Genomic DNA, 20550 nt, shown 5'->3' on the forward strand with positions numbered 1-20550 from the left:
TGCGCCCGTCGGTGAGTGCGATGGCGACTCGGATTGCGTCGGCTCGGGCGGGGCGGGTTCCCCTTGGCACGACACTGTCGCAACGAGCGACGCGACGATCACAAGACTCGCCGCAGTCCGGCGCATACGGGCGGCTCGAGTCATAGGCAAGACGTACCACGAAACATGCCTGCTGCCCGCATCCGCCGCCCGGGCAGTGATGAGGACCGGCCCTTCAACGCCAGGTCACTGTTTGGCTACGGGCAACACACGGTTTGTGATCAAATCACATCGCCGGCGACGCTCGCAGCAGTTGCCGGCGCACGTTTGCGTTACCGTATCCAAGGCAGACCGCACGCCACACCCCGCCCACTCGAGGAGATACAACCGTGCCCGCTCGCGACCCGTATGCTCCCCCGTGGCTGCGCCGCGTTCGTCGAAGTAAACGAGTTAAACGACTCTTATGGGTGCTGGGAACGATTCTGGCCGTCGAACTCGGCATCTTGTCAGTCAACTATTTCGCTACCCGTGCGCCGTCGGCAGAGACCAGCCGAATCGCCACGAAGGACACGGGCCAAGCGCACACTCCCGCGTCGGCCGCGACGGCGACGCCTTCGGCACAAGCATCCGCGCACCACAAAAACACACTGGATTTGGACGGCTCGTTCGAGCCGCCTGCACCACCGACGACAACACCGACGACGCCGGTTGCCCCGTCTGCCGAGCCCGCGCCGGATTCTCCCGACAACCAACCCCGCTATCCCCGCAGTCGGCACCGGACCCATCGCGCCCATCCCGACCCGCAGCCCGACCAATCAACTGACGGCGCCGAAAGTGACGGCACCCCGGACGACTCGGCAGAGGCCAGCAAGGGAACGGCACCAGACGGCGACGATCCGTCGACCACCGCCACCGATACGCACCCCGGCGGAGAGGACGACTCGACCGCCTCCTCCGGCGCCACGGCCGATCCGGGCGATTCCGGGTCGAGCTCCGACGGCAGCGCGTCGACCGAGCCTGGTTCGACCGGTTCCGGATCTTCCGGGACATCGACCGAGGCCGATCCATCCGGTTCCGATGGCACGCCGAGCGGGTCGACGTCCGGAACGGACCAGTCAGCCGGTCACTGACCCGCCCGGAACCGCAAGGTCAGCGTCCGTGCCTCCGGCCGCAGCAGGTGTTCCGGCCACACGTCCGGACCGCACGCCCGCGAGCCCAGTCCGCTTTGTGCCGCATCGATGTATAGGTACGTGTTCGCGTTCTCCGGGAGTTCGTGCTGGTGGCGCGCGGCGTCGAGCTGCTGGCCGGTGTGGCGCGTCAACGTGAACCCGGGCCGGCGACCGGCAGTGTCGGCGGCCGCATCGATCCGCACGTATTCCGCGGTCCCGCGCGAGAGGGTCAATTCCCGGACGTCGCTGCGGTGTCCGGTCTCCTGCGGCCGGGCGTACGGCACGCTGAGTTCATCGATCCCCGCCGCAAACCGTCCCACCCGTGCGGCGTGGCGGCTGTCCGGATAGGACTCGAGCGGGCCGGTGCCGAACCAAGCGGCACGGTCGACGTCCGCCGGCAAATCGAACCGGAGCCCCACCCGCGGCCAGACGATGTCCCACCCGCGGCTCGGCGCTATGTCGGCGCGCAGCCACAGTTCGCCGTCCACAACCTGCCACAATTCGTCGACGACAACACTCGCACTTTCATTGGCGGCCGACCAGCGGCGCCGCACGTGCAGGGCGTTCTCGCCGGCCCGCGTCGACTCGACCCGCGCGACAAGCCGGTCCAGGCCGCGGGCCCGCCAGATCTCGTCGTACGGGGGCGCGGGTTCGCCGTTCCCCGCGTTTTCCCACGGCTCGACGCGCTCGTACGAGCCCCGACCGTTTCCGCGGTCGTTGTCGGTCGGCCCGCGCCACAGCTCGAGCCGCGGACCCGACACGGGCTGTCCCGCAAGCGCGGCGAGCCTGCCGCCTTCGAACCGGGCCGGACCGAGCGTGACGACGTCGGCGGCGTCCGTGTCGTGCGTCGATTTCGCGAGCGCAAGCCGTGGGGCCGCGAGGCCGCCCCGGCGGAGGTTGAATTGCGTGAAGACGACCTGGTGCCCGGCCGGCGCCCACGCCGTGGCCTCGCGCAGCACTGCCTCGATGGTCAGCCAAACCTCTCCCCCGGTCGGCACCGGAAGATCCGGTAACTGCACGAGCCGGGACTCCCCGACCGGCACGGCGAGCGGGTCGAGGACGCCGTCCGCGGCCTTCCGCCCGTCGACCTCGACCCGCCAGCGCAGTTCCAGATCGGCGGTGTCGGCCGTGTGCCGCCGATTCGTGACGGTCAGAGCGAGAGCGCCTGCGTCCGGATCGCTGCACGTCGCCGCCGACCGCTCGACGGCGAGTTGCACAGGCGCGACAACCTGCTTGTATTCGTAGAGACCGGGCGACGGCGTCGAATCGGACAGCACCATGCCGTCCATGATGAAGTTCCCGTCGTGCACGACTTCGCCGAAGTCGCCGCCATACCCGAAGAACTCGGTGCCGTTCTCGTCGCGGGTGAGCAGACCGTGGTCGCGCCACTCCCAGACGAAGCCGCCGTGCAGCCGCGGGTATCGCCACACGAGGTCCTCGTACTGGTCGATCGCCCCAGGACCGTTGCCCATTGCGTGGATGTACTCGCAGAGGATGAACGGTTTCGTGCGCTGCCTTGCCGACTCGGGCGCAGTGCAGTGGAGTACGAGCGACGTCGCGTCGTCTCGCCCGATCGACGCGGTTTCCGGAATCGACGAGTACATGCGCGAATACACGTCGGTGTATTCACCCCGGTAGTCGCCTTCGTAGTGCACCGGGCGCCCGGGATCGCGGCCGTGCACCCACGCCGCCATGGCCGCAAGGTTCTCGCCCGTGGCCGATTCGTTGCCCAATGACCACATCACGACCGACGGATGGTTCTTATCGCGTTCGACGGTGCGTTCGATGCGGTCGAGATACGCCTCGCGCCAGGCCGGGTCGTCGCTCGGGTTTTGAGCCCACCCGACGCGCTCGAAGCCGTGAGTTTCCAGGTCGCATTCGAGTACCACCCAGAAGCCCATCTCGTCCGCCAGGTCGAGCACGCGCGGGTGCGGCGGGTAATGACTCGTCCGGATGGCGTTCACGCCGAACCGCTTCATCATCTCCAGGTCGCGGCGCACCCATTCTTCGTCGAACACCCGTCCACGCTCCGGGGCCGTTTCGTGTCGGTTGACGCCGTGAAAGACCACCCGCTGACCGTTGACGAGGAACCGGTCGCCCGAGATGCGCACCGAACGAAACCCCAGGCGCAGCGACAGCGTCTCACCGACGCTGGACACCGTCGCGCCGTACAGGGTCGGGGTCTCCGCAGTCCACGGCCGGACTCCCGGCACGCGCACCGGCCCGACGTCGTCCGGTCCGGCCCACTCGACGTCGATCTCGAGCTCCGGCACCCGCAATCGGACCGGATATGCGTCGTCCGACGCCGTGATTTCGGGGGTGATGAGACCGTCGCCGCCCGGCGTCAGACCGGCATCCAGCCACGCATCGTCGATGCCGCCGACCGGGCGGGCCTGCAGGGTCACGTCGCGGAATATGCCCGGCAGCCACCATTGGTCCTGGTCTTCCAGATAACTCCCGGCCGACCACTGGTGCACGCGCACGGCAATGACGTTGCGGCCCGGCTGTACGGCCCGCGTCACGTCGAATTCCTGGACGAGGCGCGAACCGGTGCCCACGCCGATCTCGTCGCCGTTCACCCAGACCTTGTACCGCGACTCGACACCGTCGAACCGCAGCACAATTGCCGCGGCGCCGTCCCATGACTCGTCGATGTGAAACTCGCGCCGGTAGTCGCCGGTCGGATTCTCATCGGGCACGTGCGGCGGGTCGATCGGGAACGGGAATTGCACGTTCGTGTAAATGGGGCGCCCGTAGCGGCCGTCGCCGTGCAGCACCCAATGCGACGGGACTTCGATCCGGTCCCAGTCGGCGTCATCGAACTCGACCGCACCGACCGCCTCGTCGGCTTCGCCGGGCGGCAGCGCCCCGGCGGCGCCGGGATGCCCCGGCGCGGCGGGCAGCAGGCGGAAGCGCCACGACCCGTTCAAGGACATTGACGGCGCATCGCCGTGGAGCCGCGAACGAGCCGGACGTCGCGCGCCGCGGCCGGGCCCCCGGTCCGTGAGATAGTCGACTGTCATTTAACCGATCCTTCCGTCAGGCCGCCGCGCCAGAAACGCTGCAGCACAAGCATGGCAATACCCAGCGGCACCACGGAGAGCAGTACGCCGCCGGTTGTCAGTTCGTAGAATTCCGGGAGCCTGTTCACCTGGCTGAGCCAGTTCTTCAGTCCCAACGTGATGGGGTAGTACTTCGTGTCGGCGAGCATGACCAGCGGCAAAAAGTAGTTGTTCCAGATTCCGACGAGCTGGAAGAGGAATACCGTCACGAGCGCGGGTGTCATGGTGCGCAGTCCGAGCGTGTGGAAGATGCGGATCTCGCCGGCCCCGTCGAGCCGGGCCGCTTCCATCAGCGCATCGCTCACGGTCGCTGCCGCGTAGATGCGGCAGAGGAACAATCCGAACGGCGACACCAGTGACGGGAGCAGCACGCTCCAATATGTGTTGGCCAGGCCGAGCTGACTGAACAACAGGAAAAGCGGAAGGGCCGTCGCCGTCCCGGGCACAAGGACGCCGCCGAGGATCAAGCCGAATACCGTGTTGTTGCCCCGGAACTTGTACTTGGCCAGCGCGTAGCCGCCGGCGGCCGCGAAGTACGTGGCAAGGAGCGATCCCACCCCGGCGTACAGGATCGAGTTGAAGAACCAGCGCACGAAGATGCCACCGTCGTACGACAGCACGTGTCCGAGGTTGTGCCACAGTGCGAAGGTCTTGCCGAATCCGAAGCCGAATGTGCCGAACAAGTCGCCGGTCGTCTTCGTGGCGGCGACGAATACCCAGTAAACGGGAATAATGAAGTAGAGGCCGACGACGACGAGCACGCCCGTGACGATGATCGTCGACGCCCGGCGCCGGCCGCTTTTGACGGGTTTCTTGGTCGGCTGTCCAGCCGGGTCTCTGGTTAGTTCTTTGGTGCTCATGAGGACTTCCTGTTCGTCAGCCGGAGGAACCCGAACGACAGCACGAACGCCACGACGGCGATGAGCACGGCCTGCGCCGCCGCGACGTTGTAGTCGTTGTAACTGAACGCGGTCGTATAGGCCGACAGGTTCGGCGTGTACTGGCTATCGATCGCCGGAGCCACCGATTGCAGCACCTGCGGCTCGGCGAACAGCTGCAACGTGCCGATGATCGAGAAGACGGTGGTCAGCACCAGCGCCGGCGCGATCAGCGGGATCTGGATGCTGCGGGCGATGCGCCACGGGGACGCGCCGTCCACCCGTGCGGCCTCGTAGAGTTCGCCCGGTATCGACTTCAGCTGGGCAATGATGATGAGCATGTTGTACCCGGTGTAGCTCCAGGTGACGATGTTTGCAATCGACCAGAGCACCGTGCCCGAGCCGAGGAAGTCGACGTCGAGGCCCATCCATTTCGCCGCGTCGATGATGGGGCTGAGTCCGGGAACATAGAGGAACGACCACAGGATCGTCGCGATGACGCCGGGGATACCGTACGGCAGAAAGAACGCGGCGCGAAACAGTCCGGGCCACTTCGCCGAGGCGGATTCGAGGAGAAGCGCGAGCACGGTTGCCGCGACGATCATGATGGGAACCTGCACGATCCCAAATAGAAACATGCGCCAGATCGAGGCCACGAAGTTGCCATCGGCCAGCGCCTTCGCATAATTGTCGAACCAGGCGAACCTGCTCGTCACGCCGTCTTCGCCGAACAATCCGCTTCGCGATACCTTGACGAAGCTTGACCCGATTGCCGTGATGATCGGCAGGATGAACGTGAAGAGGAACAGCAGGAGGAAGGGCGCCAACAGCAGCCAGGGCGCTCGCCGGACGGCTCCCCCTCGCCGCCGTGCCGGACGCCGTCCCGAATCGTCATGCCGAGTTTCCGCGGCCGTGCCGGTTGTCGTCTGCACGCTCATGCGCGCTCCTTCCGGATGCTCAGGCCCTTGTCCTTGAATGCGGCCATAATGTGTTTCTCGGCGGCCGCCACGCAGTCGACGAGCTTTTTGCCGGAGGCTTTGTGCCGGAATTCGTCGGAAAGGATGCTGAACGATTGTTGCGTGATGGGCCACCAGGACCAATCCGGGTTCTGCTGTTTGGCGGCGGGCACGAAGACTTTCTCGTTGTATTTTTGGCCGCTGAAGAACTTCGACGGCTTTTGTCGCGGCGCACCGATATAGTCCGGCGTCGGCGACCATCCGATGCCGCAGTGTGTGATGAGCGCGTCGATGCCTTCGCGCGAGCTGCACATCCACACCGCGAACTCAAGCGCTTCTTTCGGATGCTGGGAATTGGCCAGGACCGCGGCCGTTGAGCCGCCGAGTTGGCTTGAGCCGTAACCGTCGTCGTCCCATGTCGGCATCGGCGCGACTTTCCATTTGCCCGATCCTCCGGACACGCCCTCGATCAGGGCGTCTCCCCAACTCGCACTGGTGATCGACGCCAGGTTTCCTTTGGACGCCGCTGCGAACCATCCGGGCGAATATGGCTCGAATTTGGTGGTGACGAGGTCGTCGTCGATGGCTTTGTCGAAGAATTTCGCTACCCGCATCGTCGCCGGGTCGGTCATGTTGACGGCCCAGCCATCGTTAGTCGGCTTGAACCACCGTGCGCCGGCTTGTTCGGCGAGCGAGCAGAAGACGCTGGCGTCCGATAGCGGGAAACAATCGATGTAGATGTGGCGCCGCCGCAATTCCCGGGCGAGCTCTGCCCATTCGCCCCATGTTGTCGGCGGCGTTCCGCCGGCTTTGGCAAAGAGCTTGGGCTGGTAGAACGTGGCCATCGGGCCGGAATCCTGCGGGATGCCGTAAACGCCGTCGACAAAGCTCACTTGGTTCCACAGCGTCCGGTCGAATTTGTCGGCGTGCTTCTCGGCGCCGTAGCGGGAGAGGTCGACGAGTCCGTTGACGAGCATGAATTCCGGTATTGTCCGCATCTCGATCTGCGCGATGTCCGGACCGCCGCCGGCAGCCAGGGCCGAGTACATCTTCGGGTACCCGCCGCTATTGCCGCTGGGAATCCACACTGCTTCGACGTGCACGCCGGGGTGCTGCGCATTCCAGATATCGGCGACCTTCTGCAAGTCCTTCAGCCACGACCAGTACGTCAGCTTCACTGTTTCGCCATGCGCCGGCGGTATGGTCGGCGCCGCGTTCACGCTGGTCGTGCCGGGAGTTGTACAGCCCGATAAGACGCCGAGTGCTGCGCTGCCGAGACCGGCGCCGAGCACTTGCCGTCTGGAAAATGGTGCCATCTCAAGTTCCACATCGTTGTGCCGATTTATCGGCTCATGCCGATCCGTGGACATGACGATAGCACAATCCCGAGTAGGTACTCGTAATTCATTTGTCGCGCCGCCACGGTAGTCTGGCAGCGTGACTTCCGACCAGCGTCCGGCGAAGCGCGGACCGTACGCAAAGTCCGCCGAGCGGCGGCGCAGCATCATCGAGGCGGCCACGGAAGTCTTCGGCTCGCGCGGCTACAAGGGTGGATCGCTTCAGGACGTCGCCGACCGGATCGGCTTGAGCCAAACCGGCCTGCTGCACTACTTTCCCTCGAAACGGGACCTGCTGGTGGCCGTGCTCCGTCATCGGGACGAGATCACCGACACCGGCCCCGCCGAATCGTCCGGCCGCGATTTTGCTGCCATCCTCGTTGACCAGGCCGCATTCAACGAGAGCGTGCCCGGCCTCATCGAGCTGTACACGGTGCTGTGCGGCGAATCGGTCACCGACGACTATCCGGCGCGCGACTACTTCGTCAAACGCTTCGACCGCGTCCGGCGCGAATACGCCGAGGAGCTGCGTACGTTGGCCGCGGCGGGTCGGCTGCGCCCGGGAGTCGATCCGGCTCGTGCCGCCGCATCGATCATCGCATTATGGGACGGCATACAGCTTCAATGGCTCCTCGACAACAGCATCGATATGGCGGCATGCTTGCGCGACTACCTCGACGGGATCATCCTCCCGGCGCCGGCAAAAGAAAGTTAATTACGTAGGTATTACTGATGTGGGGTAGCCGCTTCGCCCCTAATGTAGTAGTCAACCGAGTAATCGGCTTGCAACGCTACAGATACAACTGAATAAGCAACCCCCCAAACGTGTTGAGGCCACCGCGAAGTCGCGGAGGCCTCAACACGCGTCAGGCGCCTTTTAATGTGTGCCGGTCATACGTACGCGTCATACGTACCGGCCCAAGTCACCGCGCGACGACACGTTCAACTTCGCAAACACGCGGGACAAGTGACTGTCGACGGTGCGCGACGACACGTGCAAGCGCTCGGCAATCGCCCGGCTTGTCAGGCCGGACGCCGCGAGCGCCGCAATCTCGTACTCGCGCGGCGTCAGCGCCGGCCGCGGCTCGCGGGCGTGTACCCACGTGCCCGATTTCCCCAAGTCGCTGACCGCCCGCTTGATCCGGACGGCGTCACCGGCCTCGAGCGCATCGACGTGCTCGCGCACGAGGCGCGCCCGGCGGCCGTCCACGCAGGCCGCCACGGCGCGGACTTGTTCGGCGAGCGTGGACCGGGCGCCGCCGCGGCGCCCGGCGAGCAGGTAGCGCACGTGCAGCGCGTCGAGCTCGGTCGACAGCAAGCCCCTCCTTTGCGTCCAGGCAATCAGCTTGTCGGCTTCGTCCACCGCATCGTCTCCGAGGACGACAGCCGTGCATACCAACGCCAGTCGGAGCTCGTCTTCGGTCATGCGCACGCCCCTCAGGGGCTCCGAGCGTGCCCGTTTCAGCGTGGTTCTGGCCGCCGTGTCGCCAATGACCGCCTCCGCGTACGCCCGTTTGATCCACGCGTACGCGCGCAATCCGCCTCTGTCGTTGTTCTCCAGCCGCTCCGTGGCATGCCGAAGATCGGTCACGGCGTCCGACCACCGTCCTTGCGCCATGGCGATCTCGGCGCGACCGATCGAGCTGAGATCCTGCTCGTATTTCACGAACGACAGGTCCTCATCGTCTCCGCCGGCCACCCATCCTTGAGCGGCGTCGATGTCGCCCTGGTAGAGCGACGCCCGGTGCTGCGCCGCCCGCAATTGGCCGACGTTCCACGGCTCGGCATCGCTGTTCCCGCGCGCCACGTCGACAGCCCATCGGCACACTGCCAGGGCGGCGTCGCTCTTGCCCCGTGCCGACAGCCCAAACGCATAGGGCGCCAGCAGCGCAAAGACTTCGGCGGGCATTCCGGCGTCGTGCCGCTCCACCAGCTCGCCGGCGGCCGGCATGAAATACTCCCAATCACCGGCCCAGCCGCGCATCGACAACGCCAACAGGTCGGCAGCGTCCTCGCAATGCCACTCCAGCACCCATGCGCCGTCGGCGATTATTGCTTGCGCACGGTCGGGGTCGTCGTCCAGATACTGCGCGAGGCCCGCGCGCATTTTCACGATCTCGCAGGCGGCGTCCTCCCAGCCGGCGGCGCGCACTGCCGCAACGACGTCCGGATCCTGCAAAAGCCGCCAGCCCTCGTCGATGTCCTTGCGGGACCTCTCCTGGTTGCCGACGAAGCCGAGGGCGAACCCCCGCACGGCAAGCGCACGCAGTCGCTGCGCTCCGGTGAGGTCGCCGGCTCCGAGCGCCTCACCGGCCAGGTCGACGCTCTTGTCGATATCGTGCAGTTGCACGGCCGCCACCGCGGCGCCGAGCAGGGCGTCGAATCCGGGGTCGATGCCGCATTCGAGCGCCCACATGGCGGTGCGCAACCGCGCTGTCGGAGTATCCGACGACGAAGGCCGGGTCCGGTATTCATTGGCCAGACGGTAGAGGTCGCGCCGCGTCGCCGCCGGCACGATCTCGCGCACGACTTCGCCAATGAGCGGATGCGACGGACGCACACGAGCCACGTCGACCGGCCGGCTGACGTCCACCGTGACGAGACCCGATTCCAGCGCCCGGTCGTAGTCGGCCGCATCCACGAGGCGCAGCAGCTGCCGGCGCGGCATCGGTTCGCCCAGGGCCGCGAGCTCGACCACGGCCCGGACGGCGTCCGGAAGCCTGTCGAGATCGGCCCGCAGCAAATCCTGCAAACGCCGGCTGGCCGACATCCGCCCGTTCCACCGCCAACCGCCCGCCGTCCGGACGAGCGCGCCGGAGTTCCGTCCGGCCCGGACGAGTTCGCGGATGAAGAGCGCGTTGCCGCCGCTGCTGCGCCACAGCCGACGCGTGAACTCGTCGTCGACCGGGCCGCCCAACGCCAGCTCGAGCAATGCGCCGGTTTCGTCGCAGGTGAACGGGCCGATGTCGATTTGTTCGATGTGTGCATCCTTGACCAGCAGCTTCATCGATTGCGGCAGGAACTGGAAGCGACGGGTGGTCGCCAGCACTATCGCATGCCCGGCGCGCACCAACCACGACACGTACTGGCTGCTCATCTCGTCGAGCAACCCGGCATCGTCCACGCGCAACAGCGTCTTGCCGGTGCCGGCCTGTCGGATCGGCCGGACCGCGTTGTCCAAGGCGACCTGGTCGCCGTCCATGGTCAAATCACCCACGTGCCGGGCCATCGTGCTCCACGGTAGCGACGAGTCGCCGGCAGCGCCCATGATCGGCAGTTCCGTCGCTTGATGCTGCGCGGTGTATTGGGCAGCGATCTTTTCGGCCAGCGCCGTCTTGCCCGTGCCGGCATCCCCGAGCAGCACCAGGCCGCGGGCACCGGCTTCCAGGATTGCCAGCGCCCGCGCGAATTCGGGCCCACGCGCGAGTATCGGCCAGGACGGCCGTTCCAGCGACTCTGCTGACATGCCCCAGTTGTATCAAGATTCGACGCCGCCCACGTGCGCGGCGAAGTTGCCTATGCGGACTTGTGACAAAGAGGCCGCCGCGTGTCGGCGCGTGAGATCGTTTCCTACACGTAACCGCCCAATTCGGACCGTGAGCGCACGTTGAGCTTGGTGAAGACGCGGGAGAGGTGGCTGTCGACGGTGCGCACCGACAGGTGGAGACGCTCCGCAATGGCTCGGCTGGTGAGTCCGGACGCCGCGAGCGCCGCGATCTCGTGCTCGCGGCTGGTCAGCGGAGGCCGGGGCATTCGGGCGTGCACCCACGTTCCGCACTGGGCCAGATCGCCGGTACACCGTTTGGCCAGGACGTCATCGCCGGCCTGCAACGCGTCGACGTGCCCGGCGATCGCACGGGCACGCTCACCGTCGATCAGCGCGGCCACCTCACGGATGCGGCCGGCGAGCCGGGCCCGCGTGGTGTCGTCCGCCCGGCCGGCCGACAGGTATCGCACGTGCAAGGCGTCGAGTTCGGCGAGAGCTAGTCCGTGTTGCCGCGTCCAGGAGATCAGCTCGTCGAGTTCGGCCGTCACGTCGTCGCCCAGGACGACGGCGGCACACAGTTGCGTCACACTCAGCTCCCCGGTGATCACGCGGGCGCTGCGAAGGCTCTCCCGCCGCGCCCGTGACAGGGTGCGACGGGCCTTGGGGGAGCCGGCGACCGCCTCCGCGAACGCTCTCGTGATCCACGCGTATGCCGACATTCCGCCCTGATCGTTGTCGCTCAGCCGGTCGGTCACGTCCTTCAAATCCGTCGCCGCCTTCGACCAGCGCCCTTCGGCCATGTCGATCTCCGACCTGGCGACGGCAGTCAGATTGCGTTCGAACTTCACGAACGGCAGATCTTCGTCAGCATCGCCGGGCCCCCAGCGGCGTGCGGCTTCGACATCGCCGGCCCACAACAGCGCGTGGTGTTGGGCGTTGCGCAGCTGTCCGACGGCCCACGGCTCGGCTTCACTGTTGGCCCGGGCCGCTTCAACGGCCCACCCGCATAAGTCCAGGGCCGCATCGATCTCACCGTGCGCGCACAAGCCGAACGCGTGCGGCGCAACGAGTTGGAAAACCTCGCCGGGCATGTTCGCCCCGAACCTGTCGATGATGGCGGCGGCCTCCGGCATGAACTCGTCCCACTGGCCCGCCCAGCCGTGCAATGTCAGCGAAAACAGCCGCGCGGCGTCCGGCGACTGCCAGTCCAATACCCACGCGCCCTCGGCGGCGAAGTCCTGCGCACGGGCGGGATCGTCGTCCAGATATTGCGCCATCCCGGCGCGCATCGTCACAATCTCGCAGGCTGCGCTCTCCCAGCCGCCCGCGCGCAGATCGGCCGCGACCTCCGCATCCTGCAAAAGCCGCCAGCCGGCGTCGAGGTCCTTGCGGGACCTCTCCTGATTGCCGACGAAGCCGAGAGCGAAAGCCCGCACGGCAAGAGCGCGCACCTTTTGCGCGCCGGTGATCGGCGCGCCGTCCGGCATCTCGGCCAGGGCGTCGTGGGCAAGAGCGATGCACCTATCGATGTCGTGAAACTGCATGGCGGCCGCCGCAGCCGAGATCAGCGCGTCGAAGCCCGGATCGATGCCGCATTCGAGGGCCCAGGCGGCAGTGCGCAGCCGCGCGGTCGGCGTGTCCGAGGGCAGCGCCCGGCTGCGGTATTCGTTCGCGAGCTGGTAAAGGTCGCGCCGGGTGGCCGTGGGGACGATTTCACGGACCACCTCGCCAATGAGCGGGTGCGAGGGCCGTACGCGCTTGATAGCGCTCGGCCTGCTGATTTCGACCTTGATCAGGCCGGATTCGAGGGCCAGGTCGTAGTCGGCGGCGTCGACCAGATGCAGTAGGTCCGTGTGCGGCATCGGTTCGCCCAACGAGACCAGTTCGACGACCGTGCGGATGGGGCCGGGCAGCGAATCGAGCTCCGTGCGCAACAGGTCGTGCAGCTGCCGGGTGGCCTTGAACGTGCCGGTCCACTGCCAGCCGTCCGACGACGAGTTCAGCGCTCCGGAGCGGAGCCCCGACCGCACGAGCTCGCGCACGAACAGCGCGTTACCGCCGCTGTGGCGCCAAATACGGCGCGCCAACGCATCGCGCACATCGCCGCCGAGCGCCCGGGACAGCAGCTCGAACACCTGCGACTCATCAAGCGGTCCGACGTCGATCTGCTCCACTTGCGCGTCCTTGACCAACAACTGCAGGGACGTCGGCAGGAACCGGAATGCACGCGTCGTCGCAACTATTGCGGCATGCCCCGTGCGCACCAGCCACGACACGTATTGACTGCTCATCTCGTCGAGCAAGTGGGCATCGTCCACGCGCAGCAGCACCCGGTCGGTCGCGCTGAACGGCCGGACGGTGCGCTCCAACTCGATTTGGTCGCCGCCGAACTGCAGATCGCCGACGTGCCGAGCCATGGTCCCCCACGGCATGCCGGCATCGCGGGCTGCTCCGATGATGGGCAGTTCCACGGCTTGGTGGGCCTCGGCATAGGCGCTGGAAACGCGTTCGGCCAAGACGGTTTTTCCGGTTCCGGACTCGCCCAGTAGCAGCAATCCGCGTGCGCCCGACTCGAGTGCATCCCAGGCCATGCCGAACTCCTCGGGGCGTTCGAGCATGGGCCACCCCGAGCGCTCGATCGACTCGGCGGTCATGTAGTTGTTTTATCAGAATTCCGGCAGGCGGGGGTTGGATTGGGTTTTCACGCCCCCGGCTGCTGCCGCCTCCCGCTCCGCCCGCTTCGCCCCGCAAAACGCGCCGCCGCGTAGGGGTCGCCCCGTCATGACGGGGCGGGATATACGCGGCGGGGCGTTTTGCACAAGGCGGGGCGTTTTGCACAGGGCGGGGCGGGATTCAGCGGGATGCGGGGGGCGGGGGTGGGTTGGCCGCGCCGACGGGTGGCGGTGTCGCCGGACGGCTAGCGTTCGAGGATCTCGTCGGCGTGCTCTGCTACCCACTCCGTCAACGGCTTCAACAGAGCGGCAACTTCTTCGCCGCGGCCGGTGAGGCTGTAATCGACCCTGGGCGGAATGACGGCGTGAGCGTCGCGGCGAACGAACCCGTCGCCCTCCAGTGTCTTCAGAGTTTGCGCAAGCATCTTTTCGCTGATGCCGTCCGTCCGGCGGCGCAGTTCGCTCCACCGGTGCGAGCCGTCGGACAGGGCAAGCAAGATCAGCACTCCCCATTTGCTCGACACATGATCGAGCACGATTCGGGCCGAACAGCCGGCCGGATACGTTTGTCCAACGAGCAATGCGGGCGGCCGAGTCGAGCCATCACTTACTTTCATGTGTGTACCTTACCTCAAAGTGGGTACTGTATTTTTGGAAGTAATCGAGAAAGTGTCTGGTTGGCACAGGTGACAGCAGTTCACCTGATGAAAGGAACGATCATGACATTTGTCGTCACCGGCGCAACCGGAAAACTCGGCCGCCTGACCGTCGAAGCGCTTCTGGCCAAGAACATTCCTGCCGAGCAGATAGTTGCCGGCGGGCGGGATCTGACCAAGCTCGCCGACTTCGCCGACCGCGGAGTTCACGTGCGCCGCATCGACTATGACGACCCGGATTCCCTGCATGACGCGTTCTCCGGCGCCGACAAAATACTGTTGGTTTCCGGCACCGACGTCGGACGGAGAGTCCAGCAACACCGGAATGCCATCGAGGCGGCCGGGCGAGCCGGGGTGAAGCTCGTCGCCTATACCAGCGTTCCGCACGCCGACACCACGACGCTGAAGCTCGGTGCCGAGCACCGGGCGACGGAGGAAGTCTTGCGCTCGTCCGGCGTGCCGTTCGCCATGTTGCGCAATAGTTGGTATTTGGAGAACTACACGGAGCAGCTGGAAACGTTCCTTGAATACGGCGTCATCGTCGGCAACGCCGGCGACGGGCCGATCAGCGCCGCCACCCGCGCCGATTATGCGGAAGCTGCGGCCGAAGTGTTGATCAAGGACGGTCAGGCCGGCAAAGTCTACGAACTCGGAAGCGATCACCCGTTCACCATGTCGGAACTGGCCGAACAAGTCAGCACCGCGACGGGGCGCCCGATCGAGTATCGGGATCTGCCGACCGACGATTACACACAGGCATTGATCGGCGCCGGGCTGCCGGAAGACGACGCCGAGATGTTGGCCGACAGCGGACCCAGCCTTGCCCGCGGCGACCTGCTGGTCGCCGGCGATGACCTCCGAACGCTCATCGGCCGTCCCACCACCACGATGCCCGAGGCGGTGCGGGAAACTGCGGACGCGCTAGTGGGCTCGCGGGACTGACCTCGTCAATGACACCTGCTCGGCGTCTGTCATAAGACGCCGAGCAGCGTGCGTAAGCCGGCGCGGAGTTCGTCGTCGCTGACTCCGCCGTATCCGATGACAATGCCCGGCTGGGATGCGGCGCGATCACTCCAATAATCCGCAAGGTCTCCCACCAACACCCCGCGTTCGGCGGCTTGGCGGACGCGGTGGCCGACGTCCGCATCCGGCGGCAGTTGCAGCACGGCGTGCAGACCGCCGTCGATCGGCTGCATGCCGACGTCCGGCACGCCGTCCAACAGGCTCGCCAGTAACTCGCGTCGCCGCTTGTAATCCCGGCGCATTCGAGCGGCGTGCCGGCGCAGCCCGCCCGACGTCAGGTATCCGGCGAGCGCCTGTTGGACGATCCCGGACACCGGAGCCCCCAAGGCCTCCCGCATGTCGATGAGCTCGCGGGCGAGTTCCGGCGGCGCGATCAGGTATCCGGCTCCGAGCCACGGCGTGAGGAGTTTCGAAAACGTGCCGAGCGTGACGACGGTGCCTTGATTGTCGCCCACGTTGACGTGCGCAAGCGACGCAAGTGCCGGCAGCGGCGCGCTGACGTAGCGGAACTCGCTGTCATAATCGTCCTCGACCACGAGCGCTCCGCATTCACGGGCCCACTCGAGCAACGCCGTCCGGCGCGCCACCGGCATGCTGCCGCCTAGCGGATACTGGTGGCTCGGCGTCACGATCACGGCATCGGGCGGCGTGCCGTGCCGCGCCAGCTCGGTGACGACGAGGCCGTCGGCGTCGACGGGCACCGGCACGACGTCCGCGCCGAGCCGGACGAGCACTTGCCGGAGGGTCGGGTATCCCGGGTCCTCGACGGCGACGCGCAGCGACGGCGCGTTGCGGCGGTGAGTGACGATCCCCGGGCCGCGCGCCGCGAGCGTGAGCAAAAGCAGTGCCATCCCCTCGCGGGCGCCGGCGGTAATCACGATAGTTGCCGGGTCGGCGACAAGCCCGCGCATGAGTCGGAGGTGTTCGGCGATCGCTTCGCGCAGTTCGGCAATGCCGGCCGGAGGAACCGTTGCCGACCGGGGCGTGGACGACGTCGCTTGTCGCCAGGCGGCGCGCCAGCCCGAATCGGCCAGGCGACGCGTGTCGGTGCGGCCCGGGCGAAGGTCGATCACGGCGTCCGGCGCCCAGGTCTTCGCACCCGCGGCGGAACGGCGCAATGACCGTTCGGCCGGAGCGGGTCCGCCGTCCGGATGAGCGTCATCCGGAGGGGGCGCGTCGCCCGGATGCACGGCGCCCGCCTGCGCGTCGTCCGGATGCACGCGCGCCAACTGCGGATTGATCACGGTTGCGGTCCCGCGGCTGCCGATCAGGTACCCCTCCGCGGTCAGCTGGTCGTATGCGCTGACGACGGTTCCACGTGAAACACCGAGCTGGCCGGCCAGCGCTCGGGTCGCCGGCACGCGATCACCCGGCTGCAACGAACTATCGCGGACGGCGCGGCGGAACTGTTCGGCGATCTGGACCGGCAGCGGCGTCGCCGAGTGCCGGTCCACGACGAACGGGCGCTCGGTTCCCGGCGTCAATCGTGGCATCGTGTCTCCCCCGCGTCGGCTTTACGGCGATTGGTCCAGTGCAATTCGCCAATTCTGGATCTAGCAATGGTCCACTTATCCCTCCAGCATAGAAGTATGGCGACCGCTCGGGCCGTCCGAACGCACAAACTTTTCAAACGCACACACCTTTCAGGAGGAGCCATGACGACCGAACTCGTTGAGGAGCACGACACCGACCAGACATCGCCGGAGCTGGTGAACCGCGGCCTGGCTCAAATGCTCAAGGGCGGCGTCATCATGGACGTCGTCACCGCGGAGCAGGCGCGCATTGCCGAGGACGCCGGCGCCGTCGCCGTCATGGCGCTCGAGCGGGTGCCGGCCGATATTCGCGCGCAAGGCGGAGTCGCCCGGATGAGCGATCCGGATCTGATCGACGGCATCAAGAACACCGTGTCGATCCCGGTGATGGCCAAGGCCCGCATCGGACATTTCGTCGAAGCGCAAGTACTGCAGAGCCTCAAAGTCGATTACATCGACGAATCCGAAGTGCTCAGCCCCGCCGATTACGCCAACCACATCGACAAGCGTCAATTCCACGTTCCGTTCGTGTGCGGCGCGACGAATCTCGGCGAAGCGTTGCGGCGCATCACCGAGGGCGCGGCCATGATCCGGTCAAAGGGCGAAGCCGGCACCGGCGACGTATCCGAGGCCACGAAGCACATCCGCACGATCCGCGCCGAGATCGCGGCGTTGAAGTCGAAGTCGTCGGACGAATTGTTCGTCGCGGCGAAAGAACTGCAGGCGCCGTACGACCTGGTCGCCCAGGTGGCACGGGACGGCAAATTGCCGGTCGTGATGTTCACGGCCGGCGGCGTGGCAACGCCGGCGGACGCCGCCATGATGATGCAGTTGGGCGCGGACGGCGTGTTCGTCGGCTCGGGCATCTTCAAGTCCGGCAATCCGGAAGCCCGGGCGGCCGCGATCGTGAAGGCCACCACGTTCTACGACGATCCCGCTCAGATTGCCGACGCATCCCGCGGACTCGGTGAAGCGATGGTCGGCATCAACGTGGGCGACCTGCCGGCTCCGCACCGCCTGGCCGAACGCGGCTGGTGAGTGCCGTGAAGGGCGGCCCGGCGGTCGCTGCGGGCTCCGGAGCCGACGGGCGCGACGCGGCCGGATCCGGCGGCGTGCGAATCGGCGTCCTGGCGTTGCAAGGCGACGTGCGCGAACATCGCGCAGTGCTGGAGCGGCTCGGCGCCGACGTCACGCTGGTACGGTCGCCGGCGGAGTTGGCGGCTGTCGACGGTCTCGTCATGCCCGGCGGGGAAAGCTCGACGATGTGGCGACTGGCGAAGTTGACGGGTCTCGTGACCGACGAGCCCGCCGCGGTCGGCGCGTCGTCCCCGCACGGACCGTTGCCGGACGCCGTCCGGAACGGCATGCCGGTGCTTGGCACGTGCGCCGGCCTGATCATGCTGGCCGCGACGATCACCGACGCCGCACCCGGGCAACGCGGACTCGGCCTTCTGGACGTGACGGTTCACCGCAATGCCTTCGGGTCGCAGCTCGATTCGTTTGAAACGGATTTGCTGATGCCCGCGGTCGACGACGAGCCGGTTCGGGTGGCTTTCATCCGCGCACCGATCGTCGAAGCCGCCGGTGAAGACGTCGAAGTGCTTGGCAAGTTGCCGGATGGGCGAATCGTGGCAGTGCAACAAGGCCACGTCATCGGCTGTTCGTTCCACCCCGAACTCACCGGCAACGACGGGCTGCACAGGTACTTCCTGGATGCGGTCCGAGGAACTGCCGGAGCCGCACGGGTGGCCTGAACGCCGCGTCGTCCAGGCCCACAACGATCGGGCGGGACGAGCTCGCTCAGGACAGTTGCCGGTCGATATCCATCCGGTGATGGCGCACCTCGTGCAGCGTGTGCACGGCAACCCACCGAAGCGTGCGTTCGGTTCGTTGCGGGTAGTTGTACATCACCAGACGGTTCCAGTCCGAGTCGCCGAGCAATCGCAGGTCATCGGCCAACAAGGCCGAAGCCATCCGTAGCTGCGCGGCGACGCCGTCCGGATTCTGCAACGCGTAGCCGTCGTGTTCGACCCGCTCGTCGCGCCCCATCGGGTCGAATGTCGGCGTGTCGCGCCGCCGGGCCGCCAAGACCCGTTCACGTTGCACGAGCAGCATGTCGCGAAGATGGCACCCGTATTCCAGCGGCGACCAGATTCCAGCCTCACGTCTGCCGCGAGCGTGATCGCCGGCGGATTCGAGCCTGGAGGCGAATTCCGCGGTTTCCGCAACTATCGCATCGGCCACGTCGACCGAAGCGACATCGGCATAGTCGAAGCCGCATTCGGCGCAGGTGTCCACATCGATAAGGCTAGCAACGCCAGCGAACGCCGGCGGCCCATCCGCAAAACGCGGATGGGCGGATGTTGGCCGGGGGCGGAAGTCAGCTCGAGCCGAGACTGATCAGCGAGAACGGCTTCGTCGTAGGCTGCTTCGAACCGCCGTCGGGTTCCACCGTGATCGCGAACGCCCCGGCGTCCTTCACGCCCTTGATCAGCGCCGTCGTCGTCGGCTTGACGTCGCCGCGATTCATGATCGCCACCGATCGGGGGTTTTTACCCTGGGCGTCCATCAGCCACATCTGGTACACCTTGCCCTTCGGCGGCGCACCGACCTTGTGCAGCAGCACGACTGCGGCGTTTTCGTCCTCCGACGTCACCATCGTGGTCGTGCCCCCGCCGGGCAGCTCGGCGGTGTTGAGCGTGGCGTCCGGCGCGTCGAGAACTTCGGCCTGCAGATCGGACGGTTGCGGCTGATTCGACCGCGCGATGCCGTACCCGATTCCGATACCGCCGGCGGCAATGAGGACGGCGGCCGCCACCCCGGCGATCACCGTCAGCGCGCGGCGCCGCGGGCGAAGCGGGGTCACGGTGCCGGCGTGGCGTCGCCGAGCGGTCGTCGGGCCGTCGTCGTCCGGCGCCCGAGAATCACGATGTGGGGCGGACATCTCGCCGGGAACGGCAAGCACCCGGCTCCGCAGGCTCTCGGGCGGATCGACGGCGTCCGCAACGCTGAGCTCCGCCAGCGACTGCCGGACTTCGGCAACGCGCGCCCTGAACTCGGCGCGCGTTGCCTCATCGGCGGCTTCCAGTCGACGCTCGATGTGAGCGCGTTCCTCAGGGTCCACCGCGTCGAGCGCGTATACGTCCGCAAATGACAGAAATTCGTCATCCATCGCGGTTCACCCCCAAACATTTCTTCAGCCGCAACAGTCCATCGCGGATCCTTGATTTCACGGCCGGCAAGCCCGCATGCACGCGTTCGGCGACCTGGCGGTAGGTCAGGCCCGCATAATAGGCGAGAGTAATTGACTCCCGCTGGGAATCGGTGAGCGTCCCCATACAGGACATCACCTGTTCGGCTTCCGAGTGCTGCGCGACGGCTTCGGCGACTTCATCATGAGCGACGGCTGCGGACGCCGATTCGTACCTATCCTCACGGTCGCTCCGAGCCCGCTCGCTGCGTACCTTGTCGACGGCGCGCCGGTGTGCGATTGTGATCAGCCATGAAATCGCCGACCCTTCGGCGGGTGAATACCGTCCGGCCTCGCGCCAAACCTGAAGATACGCCTCCTGAGTGGCGTCTTCGCTGAGGTTCGGGTCAATCAACACGCGACGCGCCATTCCATATACGCGCGCCGCCGTGGCGTCGTAAAGTTCCGCAAACGCCGCTTGATCGCCGTCGGCGGTCCGCTCGATCAGCCGCGCCAGGCGTTTGGCGGAAACCAGGTCCGATTCCATACGGACTAAAGCCTAGACGCAGTGACCGCCCGCGTTTCGGACCGACCCGGTGCGCACTCATG

General features: G+C 66.6%; 16 protein-coding genes. 5 read left to right on the forward strand and 11 right to left on the reverse strand.

The genetic code is table 11. The features are described 5' to 3' along the window. The first annotated feature begins 446 nt into the window (after positions 1–446). Entirely contained in the window at positions 447–1109 is a 663-nt protein-coding gene (locus tag BJY26_RS03880; RefSeq protein ID WP_179425855.1) for a hypothetical protein, read from the forward strand. Here BJY26_RS03880 and BJY26_RS03885 read toward each other — a convergent pair. The 4 genes from BJY26_RS03885 to BJY26_RS03900 are packed head-to-tail and all read right to left on the reverse strand — an operon-like array spanning position 1103 to position 7360. Further along, positions 1103–4171, reverse strand: coding sequence for a glycoside hydrolase family 2 TIM barrel-domain containing protein (locus tag BJY26_RS03885; protein ID WP_179425857.1), 3069 nt, complete (start codon positions 4169–4171; stop codon positions 1103–1105). The two genes, BJY26_RS03880 and BJY26_RS03885, sit on opposite strands and share 7 nt — an antisense overlap. Continuing rightward, positions 4168–5070 (reverse strand): carbohydrate ABC transporter permease, encoded by a 903-nt coding sequence (locus tag BJY26_RS03890; RefSeq protein WP_179425859.1) that lies wholly within the window; start codon positions 5068–5070, stop codon positions 4168–4170. The genes BJY26_RS03885 and BJY26_RS03890 overlap by 4 nt, the downstream gene beginning before the upstream one ends. After that, complete coding sequence (locus BJY26_RS03895) at positions 5067–6026, reverse strand: carbohydrate ABC transporter permease (RefSeq protein WP_179425861.1); 960 nt, start codon at positions 6024–6026, stop codon at positions 5067–5069. Before BJY26_RS03895 ends, BJY26_RS03890 begins: the two co-directional genes overlap by 4 nt. Then, the gene (locus BJY26_RS03900; protein WP_179425863.1) at positions 6023–7360 is read right to left on the reverse strand and encodes an ABC transporter substrate-binding protein; all 1338 of its coding nucleotides are present in this window, start codon (positions 7358–7360) and stop codon (positions 6023–6025) included. Before BJY26_RS03900 ends, BJY26_RS03895 begins: the two co-directional genes overlap by 4 nt. Before the next feature lie 121 nt (positions 7361–7481). On the opposite strand from BJY26_RS03900, the gene BJY26_RS19505 reads away from it, so the two are divergent. Then, positions 7482–8096, forward strand: coding sequence for a TetR/AcrR family transcriptional regulator (locus BJY26_RS19505; protein WP_179425865.1), 615 nt, complete (start codon positions 7482–7484; stop codon positions 8094–8096). A gap of 189 nt (positions 8097–8285) precedes the next feature. Here the strand turns inward: BJY26_RS19505 and BJY26_RS03910 are convergent, their stop codons facing one another. The 3 genes from BJY26_RS03910 to BJY26_RS03920 form a co-directional block, all read right to left on the reverse strand. Continuing rightward, entirely contained in the window at positions 8286–10847 is a 2562-nt protein-coding gene (locus BJY26_RS03910; RefSeq protein WP_179425867.1) for a helix-turn-helix transcriptional regulator, read from the reverse strand. 104 nt (positions 10848–10951) lie between these two features. Continuing rightward, positions 10952–13522, reverse strand: coding sequence for a LuxR C-terminal-related transcriptional regulator (locus BJY26_RS03915; protein ID WP_179425869.1), 2571 nt, complete (start codon positions 13520–13522; stop codon positions 10952–10954). 263 nt (positions 13523–13785) lie between these two features. Then, entirely contained in the window at positions 13786–14157 is a 372-nt protein-coding gene (locus tag BJY26_RS03920) for a winged helix-turn-helix transcriptional regulator (RefSeq protein ID WP_179425871.1), read from the reverse strand. Between the two features lie 102 nt (positions 14158–14259). Between BJY26_RS03920 and BJY26_RS03925 the strand changes: the two genes are divergently transcribed. Continuing rightward, positions 14260–15138: an SDR family oxidoreductase gene (locus tag BJY26_RS03925; RefSeq protein ID WP_179425873.1), complete on the forward strand. Its 879-nt coding sequence runs from the start codon at positions 14260–14262 to the stop codon at positions 15136–15138. Between the two features lie 29 nt (positions 15139–15167). Here the strand turns inward: BJY26_RS03925 and pdxR are convergent, their stop codons facing one another. Beyond that, complete coding sequence (gene pdxR / locus BJY26_RS03930) at positions 15168–16712, reverse strand: MocR-like pyridoxine biosynthesis transcription factor PdxR (RefSeq protein WP_179425875.1); 1545 nt, start codon at positions 16710–16712, stop codon at positions 15168–15170. 162 nt (positions 16713–16874) lie between these two features. On the opposite strand from pdxR, the gene pdxS reads away from it, so the two are divergent. Together pdxS and pdxT are read left to right on the forward strand one after the other, a co-directional pair. Then, positions 16875–17789, forward strand: coding sequence for a pyridoxal 5'-phosphate synthase lyase subunit PdxS (gene pdxS / locus BJY26_RS03935; RefSeq protein WP_179425877.1), 915 nt, complete (start codon positions 16875–16877; stop codon positions 17787–17789). 5 nt (positions 17790–17794) lie between these two features. Then, entirely contained in the window at positions 17795–18505 is a 711-nt protein-coding gene (pdxT, locus tag BJY26_RS03940) for a pyridoxal 5'-phosphate synthase glutaminase subunit PdxT (RefSeq protein ID WP_179429754.1), read from the forward strand. Positions 18506–18551: 46 nt separating this feature from the next. Here the strand turns inward: pdxT and BJY26_RS03945 are convergent, their stop codons facing one another. The 3 genes from BJY26_RS03945 to sigK form a co-directional block, all read right to left on the reverse strand. Then, on the reverse strand, positions 18552–19049 hold the full coding sequence (locus BJY26_RS03945; protein WP_218852245.1) for a DinB family protein: 498 nt from the start codon (positions 19047–19049) through the stop codon (positions 18552–18554). Between the two features lie 82 nt (positions 19050–19131). Then, the gene (locus BJY26_RS03950) at positions 19132–19923 is read right to left on the reverse strand and encodes an anti-sigma factor (RefSeq protein WP_179425879.1); all 792 of its coding nucleotides are present in this window, start codon (positions 19921–19923) and stop codon (positions 19132–19134) included. Further along, a complete protein-coding gene (gene sigK / locus BJY26_RS03955; protein WP_179425881.1) occupies positions 19916–20488 on the reverse strand; it encodes an ECF RNA polymerase sigma factor SigK in 573 nt (190 codons plus the stop codon). The genes BJY26_RS03950 and sigK overlap by 8 nt, the downstream gene beginning before the upstream one ends. Between the last annotated feature and the right edge of the window lie 62 nt (positions 20489–20550).

It is taken from the genome of Spelaeicoccus albus (assembly GCF_013409065.1).
GTDB classification, from domain to species: Bacteria; Actinomycetota; Actinomycetes; order Actinomycetales; family Brevibacteriaceae; genus Spelaeicoccus; species Spelaeicoccus albus.

Bases quoted from the DNA above. Each gene is read 5' to 3' on its own strand.
- BJY26_RS03895 (WP_179425861.1), bottom strand. From the start codon at position 6,026: ATGAGCGTGCAGACGACAACCGGCACGGCCGCGGAAACTCGGCATGAC.
- BJY26_RS03885 (WP_179425857.1), bottom strand. From the start codon at position 4,171: ATGACAGTCGACTATCTCACGGACCGGGGGCCCGGCCGCGGCGCGCGA.
- BJY26_RS03920 (WP_179425871.1), bottom strand. From the start codon at position 14,157: ATGAAAGTAAGTGATGGCTCGACTCGGCCGCCCGCATTGCTCGTTGGA.
- BJY26_RS03910 (WP_179425867.1), bottom strand. From the start codon at position 10,847: ATGTCAGCAGAGTCGCTGGAACGGCCGTCCTGGCCGATACTCGCGCGT.
- pdxR (WP_179425875.1), bottom strand. From the start codon at position 16,712: ATGCCACGATTGACGCCGGGAACCGAGCGCCCGTTCGTCGTGGACCGG.
- sigK (WP_179425881.1), bottom strand. From the start codon at position 20,488: ATGGAATCGGACCTGGTTTCCGCCAAACGCCTGGCGCGGCTGATCGAG.
- pdxS (WP_179425877.1), top strand. From the start codon at position 16,875: ATGACGACCGAACTCGTTGAGGAGCACGACACCGACCAGACATCGCCG.
- BJY26_RS03890 (WP_179425859.1), bottom strand. From the start codon at position 5,070: ATGAGCACCAAAGAACTAACCAGAGACCCGGCTGGACAGCCGACCAAG.
- BJY26_RS03925 (WP_179425873.1), top strand. From the start codon at position 14,260: ATGACATTTGTCGTCACCGGCGCAACCGGAAAACTCGGCCGCCTGACC.
- BJY26_RS03950 (WP_179425879.1), bottom strand. From the start codon at position 19,923: ATGGATGACGAATTTCTGTCATTTGCGGACGTATACGCGCTCGACGCG.
- BJY26_RS03915 (WP_179425869.1), bottom strand. From the start codon at position 13,522: ATGACCGCCGAGTCGATCGAGCGCTCGGGGTGGCCCATGCTCGAACGC.
- BJY26_RS03900 (WP_179425863.1), bottom strand. From the start codon at position 7,360: ATGGCACCATTTTCCAGACGGCAAGTGCTCGGCGCCGGTCTCGGCAGC.